At 68.4% G+C, this 17,491-nt stretch carries 13 protein-coding genes; 8 read left to right on the forward strand and 5 right to left on the reverse strand.

All coding sequences use genetic code 11. From position 1 onward, the window contains the following. Nucleotides 1–89 precede the first annotated feature (89 nt). From pstC to phoR, 6 genes are all read left to right on the forward strand, one after another. Entirely contained in the window at nucleotides 90–1,109 is a 1,020-nt protein-coding gene (gene pstC / locus LWW96_RS06255) for a phosphate ABC transporter permease subunit PstC (protein ID WP_291485103.1), read from the forward strand. Nucleotides 1,110–1,152: 43 nt separating this feature from the next. Continuing rightward, complete coding sequence (pstA, locus tag LWW96_RS06260) at nucleotides 1,153–2,007, forward strand: phosphate ABC transporter permease PstA (RefSeq protein ID WP_291485104.1); 855 nt, start codon at nucleotides 1,153–1,155, stop codon at nucleotides 2,005–2,007. A 68-nt stretch (nucleotides 2,008–2,075) separates the two neighbouring features. After that, nucleotides 2,076–2,858 (forward strand): phosphate ABC transporter ATP-binding protein PstB, encoded by a 783-nt coding sequence (pstB, locus tag LWW96_RS06265; protein WP_291485106.1) that lies wholly within the window; start codon nucleotides 2,076–2,078, stop codon nucleotides 2,856–2,858. A gap of 91 nt (nucleotides 2,859–2,949) precedes the next feature. Further along, nucleotides 2,950–3,651, forward strand: a complete 702-nt coding sequence (gene phoU / locus LWW96_RS06270; protein ID WP_291485108.1) for a phosphate signaling complex protein PhoU — start codon at nucleotides 2,950–2,952, stop codon at nucleotides 3,649–3,651. A 23-nt stretch (nucleotides 3,652–3,674) separates the two neighbouring features. Then, a complete protein-coding gene (phoB, locus tag LWW96_RS06275; RefSeq protein ID WP_291485110.1) occupies nucleotides 3,675–4,382 on the forward strand; it encodes a phosphate regulon transcriptional regulator PhoB in 708 nt (235 codons plus the stop codon). An 81-nt stretch (nucleotides 4,383–4,463) separates the two neighbouring features. Further along, nucleotides 4,464–5,807 carry a phosphate regulon sensor histidine kinase PhoR gene (gene phoR, locus LWW96_RS06280; protein WP_291485112.1) on the forward strand — a complete coding sequence of 448 codons (1,344 nt, stop codon included), beginning with the start codon at nucleotides 4,464–4,466 and terminating at the stop codon, nucleotides 5,805–5,807. Here phoR and LWW96_RS06285 read toward each other — a convergent pair. The 5 genes from LWW96_RS06285 to trxA all read right to left on the reverse strand — a co-directional run bounded on the left by LWW96_RS06285 (nucleotide 5,761) and on the right by trxA (nucleotide 11,247). Continuing rightward, nucleotides 5,761–7,128, reverse strand: a complete 1,368-nt coding sequence (locus tag LWW96_RS06285) for an MATE family efflux transporter (protein WP_291485114.1) — start codon at nucleotides 7,126–7,128, stop codon at nucleotides 5,761–5,763. The genes phoR and LWW96_RS06285 overlap by 47 nt on opposite strands. Further along, entirely contained in the window at nucleotides 7,128–8,828 is a 1,701-nt protein-coding gene (locus tag LWW96_RS06290; protein ID WP_291485116.1) for a hypothetical protein, read from the reverse strand. Before LWW96_RS06290 ends, LWW96_RS06285 begins: the two co-directional genes overlap by 1 nt. A 106-nt stretch (nucleotides 8,829–8,934) precedes the next feature. Next, nucleotides 8,935–9,189, reverse strand: coding sequence for a type B 50S ribosomal protein L31 (locus tag LWW96_RS06295; protein WP_044396829.1), 255 nt, complete (start codon nucleotides 9,187–9,189; stop codon nucleotides 8,935–8,937). A gap of 207 nt (nucleotides 9,190–9,396) precedes the next feature. After that, nucleotides 9,397–10,659, reverse strand: coding sequence for a transcription termination factor Rho (gene rho, locus LWW96_RS06300; RefSeq protein ID WP_291485121.1), 1,263 nt, complete (start codon nucleotides 10,657–10,659; stop codon nucleotides 9,397–9,399). Nucleotides 10,660–10,914: 255 nt separating this feature from the next. Continuing rightward, complete coding sequence (gene trxA / locus LWW96_RS06305) at nucleotides 10,915–11,247, reverse strand: thioredoxin TrxA (RefSeq protein ID WP_291485123.1); 333 nt, start codon at nucleotides 11,245–11,247, stop codon at nucleotides 10,915–10,917. Between the two features lie 110 nt (nucleotides 11,248–11,357). Here trxA and LWW96_RS06310 point away from each other — a divergent pair, with 110 nt between their 5' ends. Together LWW96_RS06310 and LWW96_RS06315 are read left to right on the forward strand one after the other, a co-directional pair. Continuing rightward, a complete protein-coding gene (locus LWW96_RS06310) occupies nucleotides 11,358–13,964 on the forward strand; it encodes a PD-(D/E)XK nuclease family protein (RefSeq protein WP_291485125.1) in 2,607 nt (868 codons plus the stop codon). Further along, nucleotides 13,961–17,464 (forward strand): UvrD-helicase domain-containing protein, encoded by a 3,504-nt coding sequence (locus tag LWW96_RS06315; protein ID WP_291485127.1) that lies wholly within the window; start codon nucleotides 13,961–13,963, stop codon nucleotides 17,462–17,464. The genes LWW96_RS06310 and LWW96_RS06315 overlap by 4 nt, the downstream gene beginning before the upstream one ends. Nucleotides 17,465–17,491: the final 27 nt, after the last annotated feature.

The following is a 17,491-nucleotide window of genomic DNA, read 5'->3' on the forward strand; positions in this document are numbered from 1 at the left end:
CGCCACCAGAGCGGTCTGCCCCAGAATACGCCCCATCGGCCGGCTGGTCTGGCCGATGGGCGCTGGTTTGTGGGGCCTCCAGAAGCCAGATGGGAGTCAACATGAGCGTGGGAACCACCATGAGTTCGCAACCCGTGTCCGTCAAGAAGGCGGGCGCCCCCACCGAGACCATGGTCTCGATTGCCAAGCGGCAGCGCCTGCAGGACATCCTTTTTCACCGGCTGACCCAGAGCCTCTCCCTGCTGGTGCTGGCAGCTCTGCTGGGCATCATTGTTTCGCTGTTCGTCTATGCCTGGCCGACCTTCCACAAGTTCGGCCTCCAGTTCATCTGGCGCGTGGAATGGGACATCGTCAATGAGGAATTCGGTGCCGCGATCGCCATCGTGGGCACCCTGGCCAGTGCCGGCATCGCGCTGTTGATTGCCGTGCCGCTGGCGTTCGGCATTGCGCTGTTCCTCACCGAAACCTGCCCCGTGTGGCTGCGCCGGCCGCTCGGTACGGCGGTGGAGCTGCTGGCAGCCGTGCCGTCCATCATCTACGGCATGTTCGGGCTGTTTGTGTTTGCTCCGCTGTTTGCCGACTATTTCCAGGTGCCGGTGCAAAAGCTGCTGGGCTCCATGCCGCTGGTGGGCTTCCTGTTCGGCGGCAGCACCAATGGCTTCGGCATCCTGGCGGCGGGCATCGTGCTGGCCTTCATGGTGCTGCCTTTTGTGGCCGCCGTGATGCGCGACGTGTTTGAGATCGTGCCGCCCATCCTGCGCGAGTCCGCCTACGGCCTGGGCTGCACGACCTGGGAAGTGGTGCGCCGCGTGGTGCTGCCCTACACGCAAAAAGGCGTGATCGGCGGCGTCATGCTGGGCCTGGGCCGCGCGCTGGGCGAGACCATGGCCGTCACCTTTGTGATCGGCAACGCCAACCGCATGCCCACCTCGCTGTTTTCGCCGGGCACCTCCATTGCCTCGACCCTGGCCAACGAATTCGGCGAAGCCGCGGATTTCCACCTGTCCACGCTGTTCGCGCTGGGCTTCCTGCTGTTCGTGATCACGTTCGTGGTGCTGTCGGCCGCCAAGATCATGCTGCTGCGCGCCGAGAAGGCCAAGGGCCTCTGAGCCCCTGCCTTCTGCGCATCTCATCCCTATTGAGACCTGCTCCATGCAATTCAATCAACAACTCTACAAAAAGCGCCAGCGCTCCAATGCCATCGGCCTCACCTTGTCGCTGGGTGCGATGGCGCTGGGCCTGTTCGTGTTGCTGTGGATCCTGAGCGTCCTGCTCACCAACGGCTTCGCGGCGTTGGACTGGAACATGTTCACGCAGTCCACGCCCGCCCCGGGGTCCGAAGGCGGCGGTCTGGCCAATGCCATCGTCGGCAGCCTGATGATGGTGGGGTTCACCGTGCTGGTGTCCACGCCCATCGGCGTGCTGGCCGGCGTGTACCTGGCCGAGTACAGCGGGCAGAGCAAGGTCGCCGAGCTGACCCGCTTCGTCACCGACATCATGCTGTCGGCGCCCTCCATCGTGCTGGGGCTGTTCGTCTATGCGATCGCCGTGGCCACCGTGGGCAATTTTTCCGGCTGGGCCGGCAGCCTGGCCCTGTCGCTGATCGCCGTGCCGGTGGTCGTGCGCACCACCGAGAACATGCTGCGCCTGGTGCCCGGCAGCCTGCGCGAAGCCGCCTTTGCCCTCGGTGCGCCACGCTGGAAGGTCTCCACCATGGTCACCTTGCGCGCGGCCCGCAGCGGCGTGATGACCGGGCTGCTGCTGGCCGTGGCCCGCATCAGCGGCGAGACGGCTCCGTTGCTGTTCACCGCGCTCAACAACCAGTTCTTCAGCACCAACATGAACGCGCCCATGGCGAACCTGCCGGTGGTGATCTTCCAGTTCGCCTTGAGCCCGTATGAAAACTGGGTGCGGCTGGCCTGGGGCGGCGCGCTGCTGATCACGCTGTCCGTGTTGATTCTCAATGTGGTGGCGCGCGTCTTCCTGCGTGAGAAGAGCCACGCCTGAGCCCGCAGGGCCTTCCTCTTCCTTCGTCCCGCAGACACACACAACGCCTTCATTTCCAGGATTTGACAATGACTGCCACCGCTACCGCCACTGCCAGCAAGAATGCGCTGGAGCTGCGCAACCTGAATTTCTTTTATGGCAAGTTCCAGGGCCTGCGCAACGTGAGCCTGAACATCGCCGAGCACAAGGTCACGGCCTTCATCGGCCCGTCCGGCTGCGGCAAGTCCACCCTGCTGCGCACCTTAAACCGCATGTACAGCCTGTACCCGGGCCAGCGCGCCGAGGGCACCATCAGCTTCTACGGCCAGGACATCCTGGACCCGAAGCAGGACATCAACCTGCTGCGCGCCCGCATCGGCATGGTGTTCCAGAAGCCCACGCCGTTCCCCATGTCCATCTACGACAACATCGCGTTTGGCGTGAAGCTGTACGAGACGCTGAGCAAGAGCGAGATGGATGACCGCGTGGAATGGGCGCTGTCCAAGGCGGCGCTGTGGACCGAGGTGAAGGACAAGCTGCACCAGAGCGGCCTGTCGCTGTCCGGCGGGCAGCAGCAGCGCCTGTGCATTGCGCGCAGCGTGGCGGTGAAGCCTTCGGTGCTGCTGCTCGACGAGCCCACCTCGGCGCTGGACCCGCTGTCCACCGCCAAGATCGAAGAGCTGATCGACGAGCTCAAGCACGACTACACCATTGCCATCGTCACCCACAACATGCAGCAGGCCGCACGCTGCAGCGACTACACCGCCTACATGTACCTGGGCGAGATGATCGAGTTCGGCGCCACCGAGCAGATCTTCTTCAAGCCCGAGCGCAAGGAAACGGAAGACTACATCACCGGCCGCTTCGGCTGATGGGCGATTGCTACATTATTTATAGCTGCTTGCGCTTGATGGATAAGCGCTAGCGGCCAATTTGATTCATAACCGTGAGGTTGTACGCCAAATGCCAGACAAACACCTTTCCTCGCAGTTCGACAGCGAACTCAACAGCGTCTCCGCCCGCGTGATGGAGATGGGCGGCATGGTGGAGTCCCAGATCCGCCAGGCCGTGTACGCGCTCTCGCAGTTCAGCCTGGAGGCCGTGGACACCGTGGCCGCCATGGAAACCCGCATCAACGCGATGGAGGTCGAGATCGACCAGGAGCTGTCTTCCATCATCGCCCGCCGCCAGCCCACCGCGCGCGACCTGCGCCTGCTGCTGGCCTTTTCCAAGGCCACGGCCAACCTGGAGCGCATGGGCGACGAGGCCAACAAGATGGCCCGCATGGTGCGCTCCATCATTGAAGGCGGGGCGCCGCGCTCGCTGCCCTCCAGCGACCTGCGCACGGCGGCCGAGCTCGCCTCGGGCCAGCTGCGCAAGACGCTGGACGCGTTTGCGCGGCTGGATGTGAAGGCGGCCGTGGCCATCCTCAAGGAGGACGACCTCATCGACAAGGAGTTCGACGGCTTCGTGCGCAAGCTCATCACCTACATGATGGAAGACCCCCGCACCATCTCGCCCAGCCTGGACCTGCTGTTCCTGGCCAAGGCGATCGAGCGCATCGGAGACCATTCCAAGAATGTGGCCGAGCTGATCATCTATCTGGTCAAGGGCAAGGATGTGCGCCACACTGCCCTCGACGAGATCGAATCGGCCGTGCTGTAAGAAGAAAGGGCTTTGGCACTGTTATGAGAAAGCTCCCACGCGTCCTCATCGTCGAGGACGAACCCGCGATTGCCGAGCTGATTGCCGTCAACCTGCGGCACAACGGATTCCAGCCCTTCTGGTCGGAAGACGGCGATTCCGCCCAGCGCGAGCTGGATGCCGTGCTGCCGGACGTCATCCTGCTGGACTGGATGCTGCCCGGCCAGAGCGGCCTGTCGCTGGCGCGCAAATGGCGCGCGGACGCCCGGACCAAGCCGATCCCCATCCTCATGCTCACCGCGCGCGGCGACGAGCCGGACAAGGTGGCAGGGCTGGATGCCGGCGCGGACGACTACATCACCAAGCCGTTTTCCACACAGGAGCTGCTGGCCCGCATCCGCGCGGTGCTGCGCCGCCGCGCGCCCGAGCAGGTGAGCGACAGCGTGACCATTGGCGAACTGGTGCTGGACGCGGGGACCTACCGCGTGAGCTTCCAGGGGCAGCCGCTCAAGGTCGGCCCCACCGAATTCAAGCTGCTGCACTTCCTGATGAAGCATGCCGAGCGCGTGCACAGCCGCTCCCAGCTGCTGGACAAGGTGTGGGGCGACCACGTCTTCATCGAGGAGCGCACGGTGGACGTGCACGTCAAGCGCCTGCGCGAGGCGCTGGGCGCCGCATCGGTGATGGTGGAAACGGTGCGCGGTGCAGGCTACCGGCTCACGGCCCAGCCCCAGGTGCAATTGCAGGCCTGATCGAGGTCGATCGGGCGCGGGGAATGGTGGGCGCACCCGTGGCGCCCTGGGTTTTTGGACCGGGAAGGCTTGGCTGAGCGCATGCTGTGGCGAATTACGTATTTCCTGCTCTGGCAGGTGGTGGGCGGGGGGCTGGGCTGGTGGGAAGGCGGGCCGTGGGGCGCCGCCCTGGGCGCGGCCCTCGCGGGCTGGGTCTGGTTTGCCTGGGACCTGCTGCGCGGCGCGCGGGTGCTGCGCTGGCTGCGCACGGGGGACCTGACGGATGTTCCCGCCATGCGGGGCATGTGGGGCGAGGCCGCAGACCGCGCACGGCGCCTGCTGCGCCGGCAGGAGGCCGAAATCCGCAGTAGCGACAGCCGCCTGCAAGAGATCCTGGCGGCGCTGCAGGCCACGCCCAACGGCGTGGTGCTGCTGGACGCCCAGGCCCGCATCGAATGGTGCAACCAGATGGCAGCCAGCCACTTTGGGTTTGACGCGCAGCGCGACATGATGCAGTCCATCGGGAACCTGGTGCGGGACCCGGAGTTCACCGCCTATCTGGCGGCACAGGACTTCACCCACGATGTGGTGCTGGAAGGGCGCCTGAGCACGCCCTCGCGCCCGGTGCGCCTGTCGGTGCACCTGCATCCCTACGGAGACGGCCGCACCCTGCTGCTGTCGCGCGACGTCACTGCGCTGGAGCAGGCCGAGGCCATGCGGCGCGACTTCGTGGCCAACGTGTCCCATGAGATCCGCACGCCCCTCACGGTGCTGATGGGCTTTGTGGAAACGCTGCAGACCCTGCCCCTGAGCGCGGAAGAGCGCTCGCGCTACCTGGGCATGATGGCCCAGCAGGCGCTGCGCATGCAAAGCGTGGTGCAAGACCTGCTGACCCTGTCGCGGCTGGAGGGCAGCCCGCCGCCCGGCATGGCCGAATGGACGCCCGTGTTCGCGCTGATGCACCGCTGCGAGGAGGACGGCCGCGCCTTGTCGGGGTTGCTCACACAGAACCAGCCCCGGCCGCACACCATGGTGTTTCCCTCTGCCGACGCGCTGCGGGCCGAAGGCGAGATCGCCGGCGTGCCGGCCGAGCTGCAGAGCGCCCTGTCCAACCTCATCAGCAACGCCGTGCGCTACACCCCGGCCGGGGGCACGATCACGGTGGGGTGGCAGCGCCTTGCCGATGGCCGGGCGGTGTTTTCGGTGCAGGACACCGGGCCCGGCATCGCTCCCGAGCACATTCCGCGGCTGACGGAACGCTTTTACCGGGTGGACCGCAGCCGTTCCCGAGAAACCGGGGGCACCGGGCTGGGGCTGGCCATTGTCAAGCACGTGCTGCAGCGGCACGGCGCCACGCTGGACATTGCCAGCACGCTGGGCAAGGGCTCGGTGTTTTCGGTCACCTTCCCGGCGAACCGCCTGCGCGGCTTTTCCCTGCCGGGCTGACGGCGCGGCGCAGCAGCGCCAGGAACAACGCGGCCGTCACGCCCAGCGCCGCGCCGCTGGCGGCCCAGAAGGCTGCGGGCGACGGGGTCGCAGGCCAGGGACCCAGCCCCCGGTATGCCAGCAGGTAGCCGCCCGCCAGGCCGACGCCCCACAGCAGCACGCAATACACCGCCAGCGGCGCCACCGTGATGCGGTAGCAGCGCAGCACGAACACGCACAGGGTCTGCAGTGCGTCGGCGGCGTGGTAGGCGGCCACCCAGGCCAGCACGCCCGCGGCCGCGGCGGCCACCCCGGGCTGGTGCGAATAGAGATGTGCCACGCCGTCTTTTGCTATGAATAATATAGCTGCAAGCGCGCACCCACAAAGCGCTGCAAGCCTTAAGCCCGTCCAGACGGCATGGCGGGCCCGCGAGGGCTCCCCGGCGCCCAGCCAGTAGCTGGTGCGGGCGCTGGTGGCAATGGCCAGCGACAGGGGCACCATGTAGAGCACGGCGGCCACGTTGGCGGCGATCTGGTGGGCGGCAGCGGCCGTCGTGCCCTGGCGGGCAATGAACAGCGCCATCAGCGTGAAGGAGGTCACTTCCACCATGACGGCCAGCCCCGCCGGCACGCCCAGCCGGGCGAACGCGGCCAGCGTGGGGCCATGCGGCGGCTCCAGGCGGCGCCAGATCTGCAGAGGCTCGTACAGGTCCTGGGTGCGCAGCAGCCAGACCGCGACCGCGAGCATGCTGCAGTTGACGACCAGCGTGGCCCAGGCGCACCCCACGACGCCCTGGGCCGGCAGGCCGGCACCCCCGAACGTGAACCAGACGGACAGCGGCAGCTTGATGAACAGGGAGCCCACCTGCAGCCAGGTCACCAGCTTGGGGCGCCCCAGCGCCTGGTTGAGCGTGCTGTACATGCGAAAGAGCAGGGCGGGCGGCAGGGCCAGCGCCAGCACGGCCAGATAGCGCTCCACGTCGCCGCGCAGGGCGGGCGGCACTTCGGTCCATCGCAACAGGGGGCCGGGCGAGAGCAGCAGGCACACGCCCGCCAGCGAGGCGGCGGCGCACAGGTAGAGCGCCTGCCGCAGGCTGCGGCCCAGGGCGGCGGTCTGGCGTGCGCCGCGCTGCTCCGCCCAGACGGGCAGCAGCGCCTGGAAAACGCCGATGAGCGCCACATACACGCTGATGAAGATGGCGCTGCCCACCGACAGCGCGGCCAGCGAAGCCTCACCATGCCGGCCCGCGACAATGGTGTCCGCCACGCCGAACGCCATCACGGCCAGTTGGCCCGCCAGCACGGTGAGCGCGTGGCGGGCGATGATCGACCGCTCGGACATCAGCGCGCAGGTTCCGCGCGATGGAACACGAGCAGGTGGTCGTTCTTGTCGGTGGGGCGGGCAATGGTGGCCTGCAGCTCCCACTGGGACGCCCGGACCAGACGTTCCGAAGCGGGCCACGCGGCCAGATCGGCCACCAGCCAGTTGCAATCGTCCTGCAGCCGCGCCCGTTGCAGTGACAGGCCGCCGTGGTACTGCAGTGCGGCCACCTGGGCGCGGCTCAGCCCCACGGTCTGCACGCAGCCCGGCGACGGGCCCAGCGCCGCCACCACGCTGCGCACCTGCGGCTGGTAGCTGCGGGCGTAGTCCAGCAGGGGCAGCCACAGCGTCATCAGCAGCAGCCACCCCAGCGCCGCGCCGCCGGCCGGCAGCACCAGGCTCTTCCAGATGGGGGCGCGGTTGCGGGCGGCGCGCCACCAGACCAGGGCGCACCAGCCCGCCGTGGCGGCCAGGGCTGCCAATAGCGCGATCAGCGAGAACTGCGGCACAAAGCCGGGCGCCAGCCGGGCCACGTTGGCGGCCGGTTTGGCGGGCACCCCGGTCTGCATCGCCACCCAGATCACCCAGATCGCCAGCGCGGACACCGTGAAGAACAGCAGGGTGAACCAGTCAATCAGCGCACCCACGCTGCGCCGCAGCGTCGGCAGCGCGAAGGCGGCCAGGGCCGCCAGGGCCGGCAACCCGAGGAGCAGGGCCCGGTCTGCGGGCTGGGTGGTCACCGTGGCGCCGATGGACACCATGGAGAACCATAGCGGCAGCCACAGGTGGCGATGGCCCCGGGGGCTGAAGATCTGCCGGCGCCAGCGCCACAGCGTCCACAGGGCCAGCGGCCAGGCGGGCCACCCGAACCACAGCAGCAGCCGCGTGAGGCTTTGCCACTCCTTGCCGCCCGATGCCACGCCCACGATGCGCCAGCGCCACAGGTCCAGGGCCCCTGCCAGAAGGGCGGCCGCCAGCGTGGCGGCCGCCAGGGCCAGCACCCAGCGCAGGCGCCGGTCGGTGCCGCTGCCCGGGGCGTAGACGATCACGGCCATGCTGCCCACACCCAGCAGCGCCGTCAGTGCCGGGGCGCCAGCCAGCGTAAGGCCGGCCATGCCGACGCCCAGCGCCACTGCGGGGACAAGCGTGTGGTACGGCAGGGCGGCCACCGCAAAAAAGACCAGTGCCGTGCAGCTGAGCTGCACCAGGTAGCTGGTGACCTCATGGGAAAGCTGCGCAAGCCCCAGGCAGGCGATCAGGGCCAGCAGCGCGCCGTCGGCAATGGCGCGGGCGTAGTCCCGCGGCGCCGCTTCTCCGCCGAAGGCGAAGGCCACCGGCTGGGCCCCCGGGCTGCGGGCCAGGTAGTAGGCGGCGTACCAGGTGGCGGCCAGCGTCAGCACCAGCAGCGCGGCAAATGGGATACGCACGGCCATCTCCGCCGAAATCCACGAGGGCGCGGCCTGGATGGCCCAGGCGCCCAGCCAGTACGGCAACAGGCCTTCGGTTTCGGGGGGCAGCCCCCCCAGCAGCGGGCTCAGCCAGGGCGTGCGGCCCTGGGACAGCTCCAGCATGTAGCCAAAGGCGGTGACGTCGGCGTTTTTCCAGGGGTCGCGGCCCACGAAGCCGGGGACGACGTAGGCAATGCACAGCAGGATCAGCGCCCAGCGGGGCAGGGGGCTGACAGCGTCCTGGGAGACGATGGCGGGGGTGGGTAGATTCACGCGTCGGAAGGCGGCACAACGGAGCCACTGAGAATAAGGGCAAAACCAAACAAAAGGGCAGCCCGGTTGCCCGGGCTGCCCTTGTGGCGCGATCGCAGAAGGCGAATTACTTCGCTGCGGTCTTGCCGAAACGGTTGCGGAAGCGCTCCACACGGCCACCCATGTTGTCCACGGACTTTTGCGTGCCAGTGTAGAAAGGGTGCGATTCAGAAGAGGTATCCAGCTTGAACAGCGGGTATTCCTTGCCTTCGAAGGTCTCGGTTTCCTTGGTGTTCACGCACGAACGGGTGACGAACTTGAAACCGTTGGACAGGTCCACGAACAGAACTTCGCGGTAGTTGGGGTGAATGCCTTCTTTCATGATCTTCCTTTGAGTCAACTGCGGGAGCCGCACCGGCCAGTCCGATGTACTTTCCGCAAGAAAAAGCCCTCGATTATTGCACAGACGGCGATTTCTTCAATTTTGGGTTTGCCAGGGTTTTTAGCAACCGTCCCGGCCCAGGCTGGAACCGCCGCGCAAGGGCCTCTCTGGCGGACGCACCGAGGCGCCAAGCGCCCCAGGGGGATGTCACCCACCCCTTCTCATCATGTCAAAGAAGTCCACATTGGTCTTGGTGGCCTTCATGTTCTTGATCATGAGTTCCATGGATTCGATCTCGTCCATGTTGTACATGAACTGGCGCAGGATGCGGGTCTTTTGCAGGATCTCGGGCGCCAGCAGCAGCTCTTCGCGGCGGGTGCCGCTCTTGTTGAGTTCGATGGCGGGGAACACGCGCTTTTCGTACAGGCGGCGGTTCAGGTGGATTTCGCAGTTGCCCGTGCCCTTGAATTCTTCAAAGATCACTTCGTCCATGCGGCTGCCGGTGTCCACCAGTGCGGTCGCGATGATGGTGAGCGAGCCACCTTCTTCCACCTTGCGGGCCGCGCCGAAGAAGCGCTTGGGGCGTTGCAGTGCGGCAGCGTCCACACCGCCGGACAGCACCTTGCCGCTGGAGGGCACCACGTTGTTGTAGGCGCGGGCCAGGCGGGTGATGGAGTCCAGCAGGATCACCACGTCCTTCTTCAGCTCCACCAGGCGCTTGGCGCGCTCGATCACCATCTCGGCCACGTGCACGTGGCGGGCGGCGGGCTCGTCGAAGGTGGAGGCGATGATGTCGCCCTTCACCGTGCGCTGCATTTCCGTCACTTCTTCAGGGCGCTCGTCCACCAGCAGCACCATCAGGTGCACGTCGGGGTTGTTGGCCGTGATGGCGTGGGCGATGTGCTGCATCATCACCGTCTTGCCGCTCTTGGGCGGGGCCACGATCAGCGCGCGCTGGCCGCGGCCGATGGGGGCGATGATGTCGATGATGCGGCCCGTGATGTTCTCGTCGCCCTTGATGTCGCGCTCCAGCCGCATCTGCTCCTTGGGGAACAGGGGCGTGAGGTTTTCGAACATCACCTTGTGCTTGTTCTGCTCGGGCGGGCCGCCGTTGACCTTGTCCAGCTTGGTCAGGGCAAAGTAGCGTTCGCCGTCCTTGGGCGTGCGCACTTCGCCTTCGATCATGTCGCCCGTGTGCAGGTTGAAGCGCCGCACCTGGCTGGGGCTGATGTAGATGTCGTCCGTGCTGGCGGTAAAGCTGGTGTCGGGGCTGCGCAAGAACCCGAAACCGTCGGGCAGGATTTCCAGCACGCCGTCGGCAAACACCTGTTCACCCGCTTTCGCGCGCTTCTTGATGATGGCAAACATCAACTCCTGCTTGCGCATGCGGCCCGTGTTTTCGATTTCGAGTTCTTCGGCCTGCTTCAGGACTTCAGACACGTGCAGTGCCTTGAGTTCGTTTAAGTGCATGGAAAGACTCCTTGGCGGAGCGGGTATGAATCTTTGGGGGGGAAGGGCTGATGCCGCGAGGGCTGCTGTTTGCAGGCCCGGCATGCCAGGGATCTTGGCCCGGCCGCCAATCGTGCGGGCCGGTGATCGGCAGGAATTATGACAGGAAAAAAATGCGGCGGGCTTGCCAAGCCGCTTTCGGTGGGGTGCCGCCTACCCCGCCACAGACCTGCACGCGGTGTGCAGGTGCGGGGTGCGGACGGCTTGGGCGGGCAATCAGGCCAGCTGCTGGTCGATGAAGGCCGTCAGCTGCGCCTTGCTCATGGCGCCCACCTTGGTGGCGGCCAGCTGGCCGTTCTTGAACAGCATCAGCGTGGGAATGCCGCGGATGCCGAACTTGGCAGGGATCTCACGGTTCTCGTCCACATTCATCTTGGCGATCTGCAACTTGCCCTGGTACGTGCCCGCCACTTCATCCAGGATGGGGGCAATCATCTTGCAGGGGCCGCACCATTCGGCCCAGTAGTCCACCAGCACTGCGGTGCCGGGTTGCAGCACGTCGGCTTCGAAGCTGGCGTCGGAGACATGTTTGATGAGTTCGCTGGCCATGGCGGGATTCCTTGTTTTTCAGCGGGTTGCAACCGGTGTACGTTTAAAGTGCAGGCATTGTGACAGAAACCAATCCCACGTTCACCGGTGTGGCCGGGCCGCGCGGTGCTATGACAGTCATAGCGAAAAGCGATCAGTACAGCGCGCCGTGCGCCGCAGTGTGGCAACGTGCCCTGGCGCAGGTGGCGGCCCACGCCGGGGCGCTGCAGGCCCACCTTGCGCGCACCGTGGTGCTGGTGCCCTACGCCCAGCTCATGCCCTGGGCACAACGCTTTTGGGCGCAGCAGTTTCCGCAGGGGTTTGCACCGCGTTTTGAAACCACGCGCAACTGGGCTGCCCAGCTGCAAGGGTTTGAGCCCGCCGGCGACGACTTTGCCGGCGACGTGGCGCGCGACACGCTCACTGCGCGCGCCTTGCTGGAGCGCGTGGGGCAGGGCGCCCAGCGCGATGTGCTGGCCACGCCGCTGCAGGAGGCCGCGGCCCAGCTGGCCCCGGTGGTGGCGGCGGTGCCGCCCGAGCGGCGCGCCGCCTGGGGCGATGCCGCCCGCGCCTTGCTGCCCGCGGCCGAGGCGGGCAGTGCGCTGCACTACGAAGCCCTGGTGGCCCGCCTGGCGCTGGAATGGGTGCTGGCCTCGCGCCATGCCACCGATGTGCTGTTCGAGCCCGGCGTGCGTGCCGCGGTGGACGCGCTGGTGGTGCTGGAGGGCTTCCAGTCCGATGCTTTCAACCGCGCCCTGGTGCAGCACTGGGGCGCCAGCGCCTGCTGCGTGGCGCTGTGGCAGGCCGAGCCGGGCGATGTCTTCGCGCCGGCCCCGTCCCACGTTGCACTGCATGCGGCGGCGGATGCCGAGGACGAAGCCCACCGCGCCGCTGCGTGTGTGCTGCGCCACGTCGAGCAGGGCCGCATCCCGGTGGCGCTGGCGGCCACCGACCGGGCCCTGGTCCGCCGCGTGCTGGCCCACCTGGACAGCCAGGGCGTGCTGGTGCGCGATGAAAGCGGCTGGATTCTCTCCACCACCCGTTCGGCCGCGCGCCTGATGGCCGCGCTGGAAGCGGCTGCGTGGAACGCATCGTCCAACGTGGTGCTGGACTGGCTCAAGCACACCCCCGCCTTGACTCCGGGCGACGTCAACCGCCTGGAGCAATGGCTGCGCCGCAACGTGGTGCCGCAGTGGAGCGCCGCCGCCGCGCGTGATGTCAGCACCCAGCCCGCCCTGGCCCGCACCGTGGCCACGGTGGAGGGCTGGCGCGACGCCCTGCGCGCCGCACGGCCGCTGCCGCAGTGGCTGACGGCGCTGCGCTCCGTGCTGGAGCAGGCGGGCCAGTGGCAAGGCCTGCAGGCCGACCCGGCGGGCATGCGCGTGCTGGCCGCACTGCGCCTGCAAGACGGCCAGCAGGCCGAGCTGGCGGGCTGGGGCGAGAGCGCCGGCCGCCGCATGGCGCTGGCCGAATTCACGCGCTGGGTGAAGGACGTGCTGGAGGCCGGGCGCTACGTGGCGTCCCAATCCGCCGACGCGCCCGTGGTGGTGTTGCCCATGCCCCAGTTGCTGGGCCGCCCGTTTGCCGCCGCCGTGCTGCCGGGCAGCGATGAAAAGCGCCTGCAGCCTGCGCCCGAGCCCTCGGGCGACTGGTCGCAGGCCCAGCGCGAGGCCTGGGGCCTGCCCACGCGGCAGACGCTGGAGGCCGCCCAGCGCGCCGCCTGGGCCAACGCCCTGCGCACGCCCGTGGTGGACGTGCTGTGGCGCACCAGCGATGAGGGCGGGGAGCCGCTGCTGGCCAGTGCCCTGGTGCTGGCCCTGCAACTGCAAGGCGACGCGGCCCAGGGCACCGACGCCCGCCCGCCCCGCACGGTGCAGGCCGCGCCCACGCTGCGCCCCTTGCCCGTGGGCCAGGCCCTGCCCGTGCTGCAACTCTCGTCCACCGCCTATTCCGACCTGCGCCACTGCCCCTACCGCTTCTTTGCCCAGCGCCAGCTCGGCCTGCGCGAGGCTGATGAGCTGGACGCCGAAGTGGACAAGCGCGACTTTGGCAACTGGCTGCACGCGGTGCTGCAGCGCTTTCACGAAGACCTGCGCGATCAGCCCACGGACGACGCGGGCGAGCGCAGCGCCCGCATGGATGCCGCCGCCGAGGCCGTCACGCGCGAGCAGCGCCTGCAGGACGGCGACTTTTTGCCCTATGCCGCAGGCTGGGCGCAGCTGCGCGACGGCTACCTGCACTGGCTGGCCGGGCACGAGCAGCAGGGCGCGACCTTCCGGCAGGCCGAGGTCAAGGCCCGCCAGCCGCTGGGCGACCTGGAGCTGATCGGCACCATCGACCGCATCGACGGGGTCTCCAGCACCGGCGAGCCTACGGTGCTGGTGATTGACTACAAAACCGAAAGCGACAGCGTCACCCGCCAGCGCGTCAAGAGCGGTGCGGAAGACACGCAATTGCCCTTCTACGCCGCCCTGCTGCACCACGACACGCTGCGCGCCGCCTACGTCAACGTGGGGGAGCGCGGCGAGACGCAACTGCATGAACAGGACGAGGTGGTGCACCTGCGCGACGTGCTGGTCGAAGGCATCCAGCACGACATGGCCCGCATTGCTGCCGGTGCACCGCTGCCCGCGCTGGGCGAGGGCTCGGTGTGCGAGTTCTGCGCCGTGCGCGGCCTGTGCCGCAAAGACTACTGGGCAGATGCCGAGCAGGCGTTGCCCGCGCCAGAGATGCCATGACCGAGAGCCTTTCCCAACCCATGCAGGCCGCCTACGAGCACAACGGCCGCACCGTCTCCCGCGAGGCCTTCTACGCCATTGCCTGCGACCCGGCCCGCAGCGTGGCGGTGGAAGCCTGCGCGGGCGCGGGCAAGACCTGGATGCTGGTTTCGCGCATGCTGCGGGCGCTGCTGGACGGCTGCGCGCCGCACGAAATCCTGGCCATCACCTTCACCAAAAAGGCCGCGGGCGAGATGCGCCAGCGCCTGCAAGAGTGGCTGGAGCAGTTCAGCCACAAGCCGCTGGAGGAACTCACCGCCGAGCTGATTGCACGCGGAATCAGCCCCCAAGGCGCTCTGGACAAGCGCGAGGCGCTACAAAATTTATACCGCCAGCTGCTGGAGGCGGGGCGTCCGGTGCAGATCCGCACCTTTCACAGCTGGTTTGCCGCGCTGCTGGGCACCGCCCCGCTGGCGCTGCTGCAGCAGCAAGGCCTGCCCGCGCACTTTGAGCTGCTCGAAGACGATGCCGAGGCGGTGCGCGAAGTCTGGCCGCCGTTCCTGCAGGCCGTGGCCGAGAGCGCCAGCCTGCGTGCCGACTACGAAGCCGTGGTGGCCCGCCATGGCCGCTCGCAAACGCACAAGGCGCTGGCAGCGGCACTGGCCAAGCGGGTGGAGTTTGACCTGGCCGATGCGGAAGGCGTGGTCGATGCCTCGGTGCCGCCCTTCCAGCAGGCGTACCCCGAACTGGCTGCGTTGGCCGAGCCCGCCGAGGCCCTGCAGACCGACGCCGCGTTGCAACGCTGGCGCAGCCGTGCCAGCGCTTTGGGGGCCGAGCCCAACAAGACCCCGCAAAAGGCGGCGGACGCCATCATCGACGCGCTGGCCTGCGCTGACCTGAACCAGCGCCTGGACATGCTGCGCAAAGCCCTGTTCGTCGCCAAGGAAGACCGCCTGTCGAAGAACCTGGAGAAGTGCCCCGCCGCGCAGGATGCCGAGCCCGAGCTGCAGCGCCTGCTCACGGCCCGCCGCCAGCACGAGGCCTGGCAGCACCAGCAGCGCATGGCCCGGCTGGCGCGCTGCCTGATCGGGCAGTTTGCCGCCGTCAAGCAGCAGCACGGCTGGGTGGACATGAACGATGTGGAACGCACGGCCCTGGTCATGCTGGCCGACCCCGTCCTCTCCGGCTGGGTGCAGGAGCGTCTGGATGCGCGCATCCGCCACCTGCTGGTCGATGAGTTTCAGGACACCAACCCGCTGCAGTGGCAGGCGCTGCATGCGTGGCTGGCGGGCTATGCGGGCTCGGGCGGCGGGTCGGCTGCGCCCAGCGTGTTCATCGTGGGCGACCCCAAGCAGAGCATCTACCGTTTTCGCCGGGCTGAGCCGCAGGTGTTCATTGCCGCGCAGGCCTTTGTGCGCGATGGCCTGGGTGGTGACCTCTTGAGCTGCGACCACACGCGCCGCAACGCGCAGGGTGTGATTGCCGCCGTCAACGCCGTCATGGGGCAGGCCCAGGCGCAGCACGAGACCACAGGCTTCCGTGACCACACCACTGAATCGAAACACACGGGCCAGTTGCTGCGCCTGCCCGCCATCACCGATGACGACGATGCGGGCGATGGAGGTAGCACCGCCCGCGACCCGCTGGCCTGGCGCGACAGCCTGACCGAACCCCGCCACGAAGCCGAAGAAACCCAGCGCATGCGCGAATGCACGCAGGCCGCCGCCTGGGTGGCCGCGCAGATCGCCAGCGGCACCCCGCCCAAAGAGGTGCTGGTGATGGCCCGCAAACGCGACCGCCTGGCCACCATGCAAGAGGCCCTGCGCGCCCTGCACCTGCCCTGCGTGCAGCCCGAAAAGTCGGACCTGTTCGACGCGCCTGAGGTGCAGGACATGGTGGCGCTGCTCGATGCGCTGGTCTCGCCCACGCACGACCTGTCGCTGGCGCGCGCGCTCAAGTCGCCGTTGTTTGGTTTGGGCGATGACGCCCTGGTGGCGCTGGCCGTGCTGCGCCGCCAGCCTGAGCATGCGGGCTGCAGCTGGTTTGATTTGCTATTGAAAAGTGAGCTGCTCGCGCCTGATTTACAAGCGCTGGGGCCTGTTTTGGTTCAATACCAGGGCTGGGTGCAGCGCCTGCCGCCGCACGATGCGCTGCACGCCATCTATGAGCAGGGCGACGTGCTGGCCCGCTTTGCCGCTGCCGCGCCCGTCACGCAGCGCCAGGCCGTGCAGGCCAACCTGCGCGCGCTGCTGGCCGCCGCGCTGCAACACGACGGGGGGCGCTACCTCACGCCCTATGCGTTTGTGCGCGCCATGAAGAAGGGCGGCGTGCGCGCCCCCGGTCGGGCCGATGCGCAGGCGATCCGCCTGCTGACGGTGCACGGTGCCAAGGGTCTGGAGGCCGACTGCGTGCTGCTGCTGGACACCGACACCCGCCCGCAAAAGGCTGAAACCATGGGCGTGCTGGTGGACTGGCCCGGCGAGCAGCCCGCGCCCTCGGCTTTCATCTTTCTGGCCAGCGAATCCAACCCGCCGCCCAGCGCCGAGGCCACGCTGGCCGCCGAGCAGCAGGCCCGCAGCCGCGAGGAGCTGAACATGCTCTACGTGGCCATGACGCGCGCCAAGCACTGCCTGGCGCTGTCGTCGGTGCAACCCGGCAACCCGGCCCCCGGCAGCTGGTGGAACCGGCTCGCCCCGCTGGTCACGGAGGTTGATCTGCAAGCCCTGGCCCCGGCAGAGCACGGCGCAGAAGCCGCCGTTCCCGCCGCGACCTTCACCATCCCCAGCCTGCCCGCGCTGCCCGAGGCGCTGCAAACCGCCCGCGTGCACACCGCCGCCGGGCTGGCGGGCGACGCGCCCGTGGCCATGCCGGGCGATGCGGAATCGACTCCGCTCTCGCGCCAGGGCGATGCCATGCACCAGCTGCTGGAGCAGGCGGGCGTGGCTGGTGCCCCGCTGGCCGATGCGCGCGCGCACGGCTGGCCCGCCGCGCGCCTGGCCCGCCTGGCCGCCGACCACGACATCACGCCCGCCGCCGCCGAGCAGGCGGCCCGGATGGCGCAGGCCATTCTGGCGGGCGAGGGCGCCTGGGCGTGGGACCCGGCGCTGGTCCAGACCGCGATCAACGAAGCCCCGCTGCACTACCAGGGCCAGAGCTTGCGCATCGACCGGCTGGTACAGCGCCGCGCCGTGCAGGCCGGCGATGCCTTGGCGGGCTGGTGGGTGCTGGACTACAAAAGCGCCACGCAGCCCCAGCGCCAGCAGGCCCTGGTGGCGCAGCTGCAGCGCTACCGTGAGGCAGTGGCGGCCCTGATGCCGGGCGAGGCGGTGCATGCCGCCTTCCTCACCGGCGACGGGCGCCTGGTGCCGGTGGACGGCGCGGTGCCGCCCGGGCTGGGGCATACTCCCGCCCCCGGCGCCCTGGCGCAGGGGGTGCAGCCGGCGTCGACCCGTGCCCGCTCGCCCGCACCGGCCTCCTCCGTGGCGGATGCCGCCCCGCCGCGGCAGGGCTCGCTGTTCTGAGCGGGCCACTCCCGTTTCGCCTCTCTC

Source organism: Acidovorax sp., assembly GCF_021287135.1.
Lineage (GTDB): Bacteria > Pseudomonadota > Gammaproteobacteria > Burkholderiales > Burkholderiaceae_C > Acidovorax.

Bases quoted from the DNA above. Each gene is read 5' to 3' on its own strand.
- phoB (WP_291485110.1), top strand. From the start codon at position 3,675: ATGAGAAAGCTCCCACGCGTCCTCATCGTCGAGGACGAACCCGCGATT.
- pstA (WP_291485104.1), top strand. From the start codon at position 1,153: ATGCAATTCAATCAACAACTCTACAAAAAGCGCCAGCGCTCCAATGCC.
- LWW96_RS06295 (WP_044396829.1), bottom strand. From the start codon at position 9,189: ATGAAAGAAGGCATTCACCCCAACTACCGCGAAGTTCTGTTCGTGGAC.
- LWW96_RS06315 (WP_291485127.1), top strand. From the start codon at position 13,961: ATGACCGAGAGCCTTTCCCAACCCATGCAGGCCGCCTACGAGCACAAC.
- pstB (WP_291485106.1), top strand. From the start codon at position 2,076: ATGACTGCCACCGCTACCGCCACTGCCAGCAAGAATGCGCTGGAGCTG.
- LWW96_RS06310 (WP_291485125.1), top strand. From the start codon at position 11,358: ATGACAGTCATAGCGAAAAGCGATCAGTACAGCGCGCCGTGCGCCGCA.
- pstC (WP_291485103.1), top strand. From the start codon at position 90: ATGGGAGTCAACATGAGCGTGGGAACCACCATGAGTTCGCAACCCGTG.
- LWW96_RS06285 (WP_291485114.1), bottom strand. From the start codon at position 7,128: ATGTCCGAGCGGTCGATCATCGCCCGCCACGCGCTCACCGTGCTGGCG.
- phoU (WP_291485108.1), top strand. From the start codon at position 2,950: ATGCCAGACAAACACCTTTCCTCGCAGTTCGACAGCGAACTCAACAGC.
- rho (WP_291485121.1), bottom strand. From the start codon at position 10,659: ATGCACTTAAACGAACTCAAGGCACTGCACGTGTCTGAAGTCCTGAAG.
- phoR (WP_291485112.1), top strand. From the start codon at position 4,464: ATGCTGTGGCGAATTACGTATTTCCTGCTCTGGCAGGTGGTGGGCGGG.
- trxA (WP_291485123.1), bottom strand. From the start codon at position 11,247: ATGGCCAGCGAACTCATCAAACATGTCTCCGACGCCAGCTTCGAAGCC.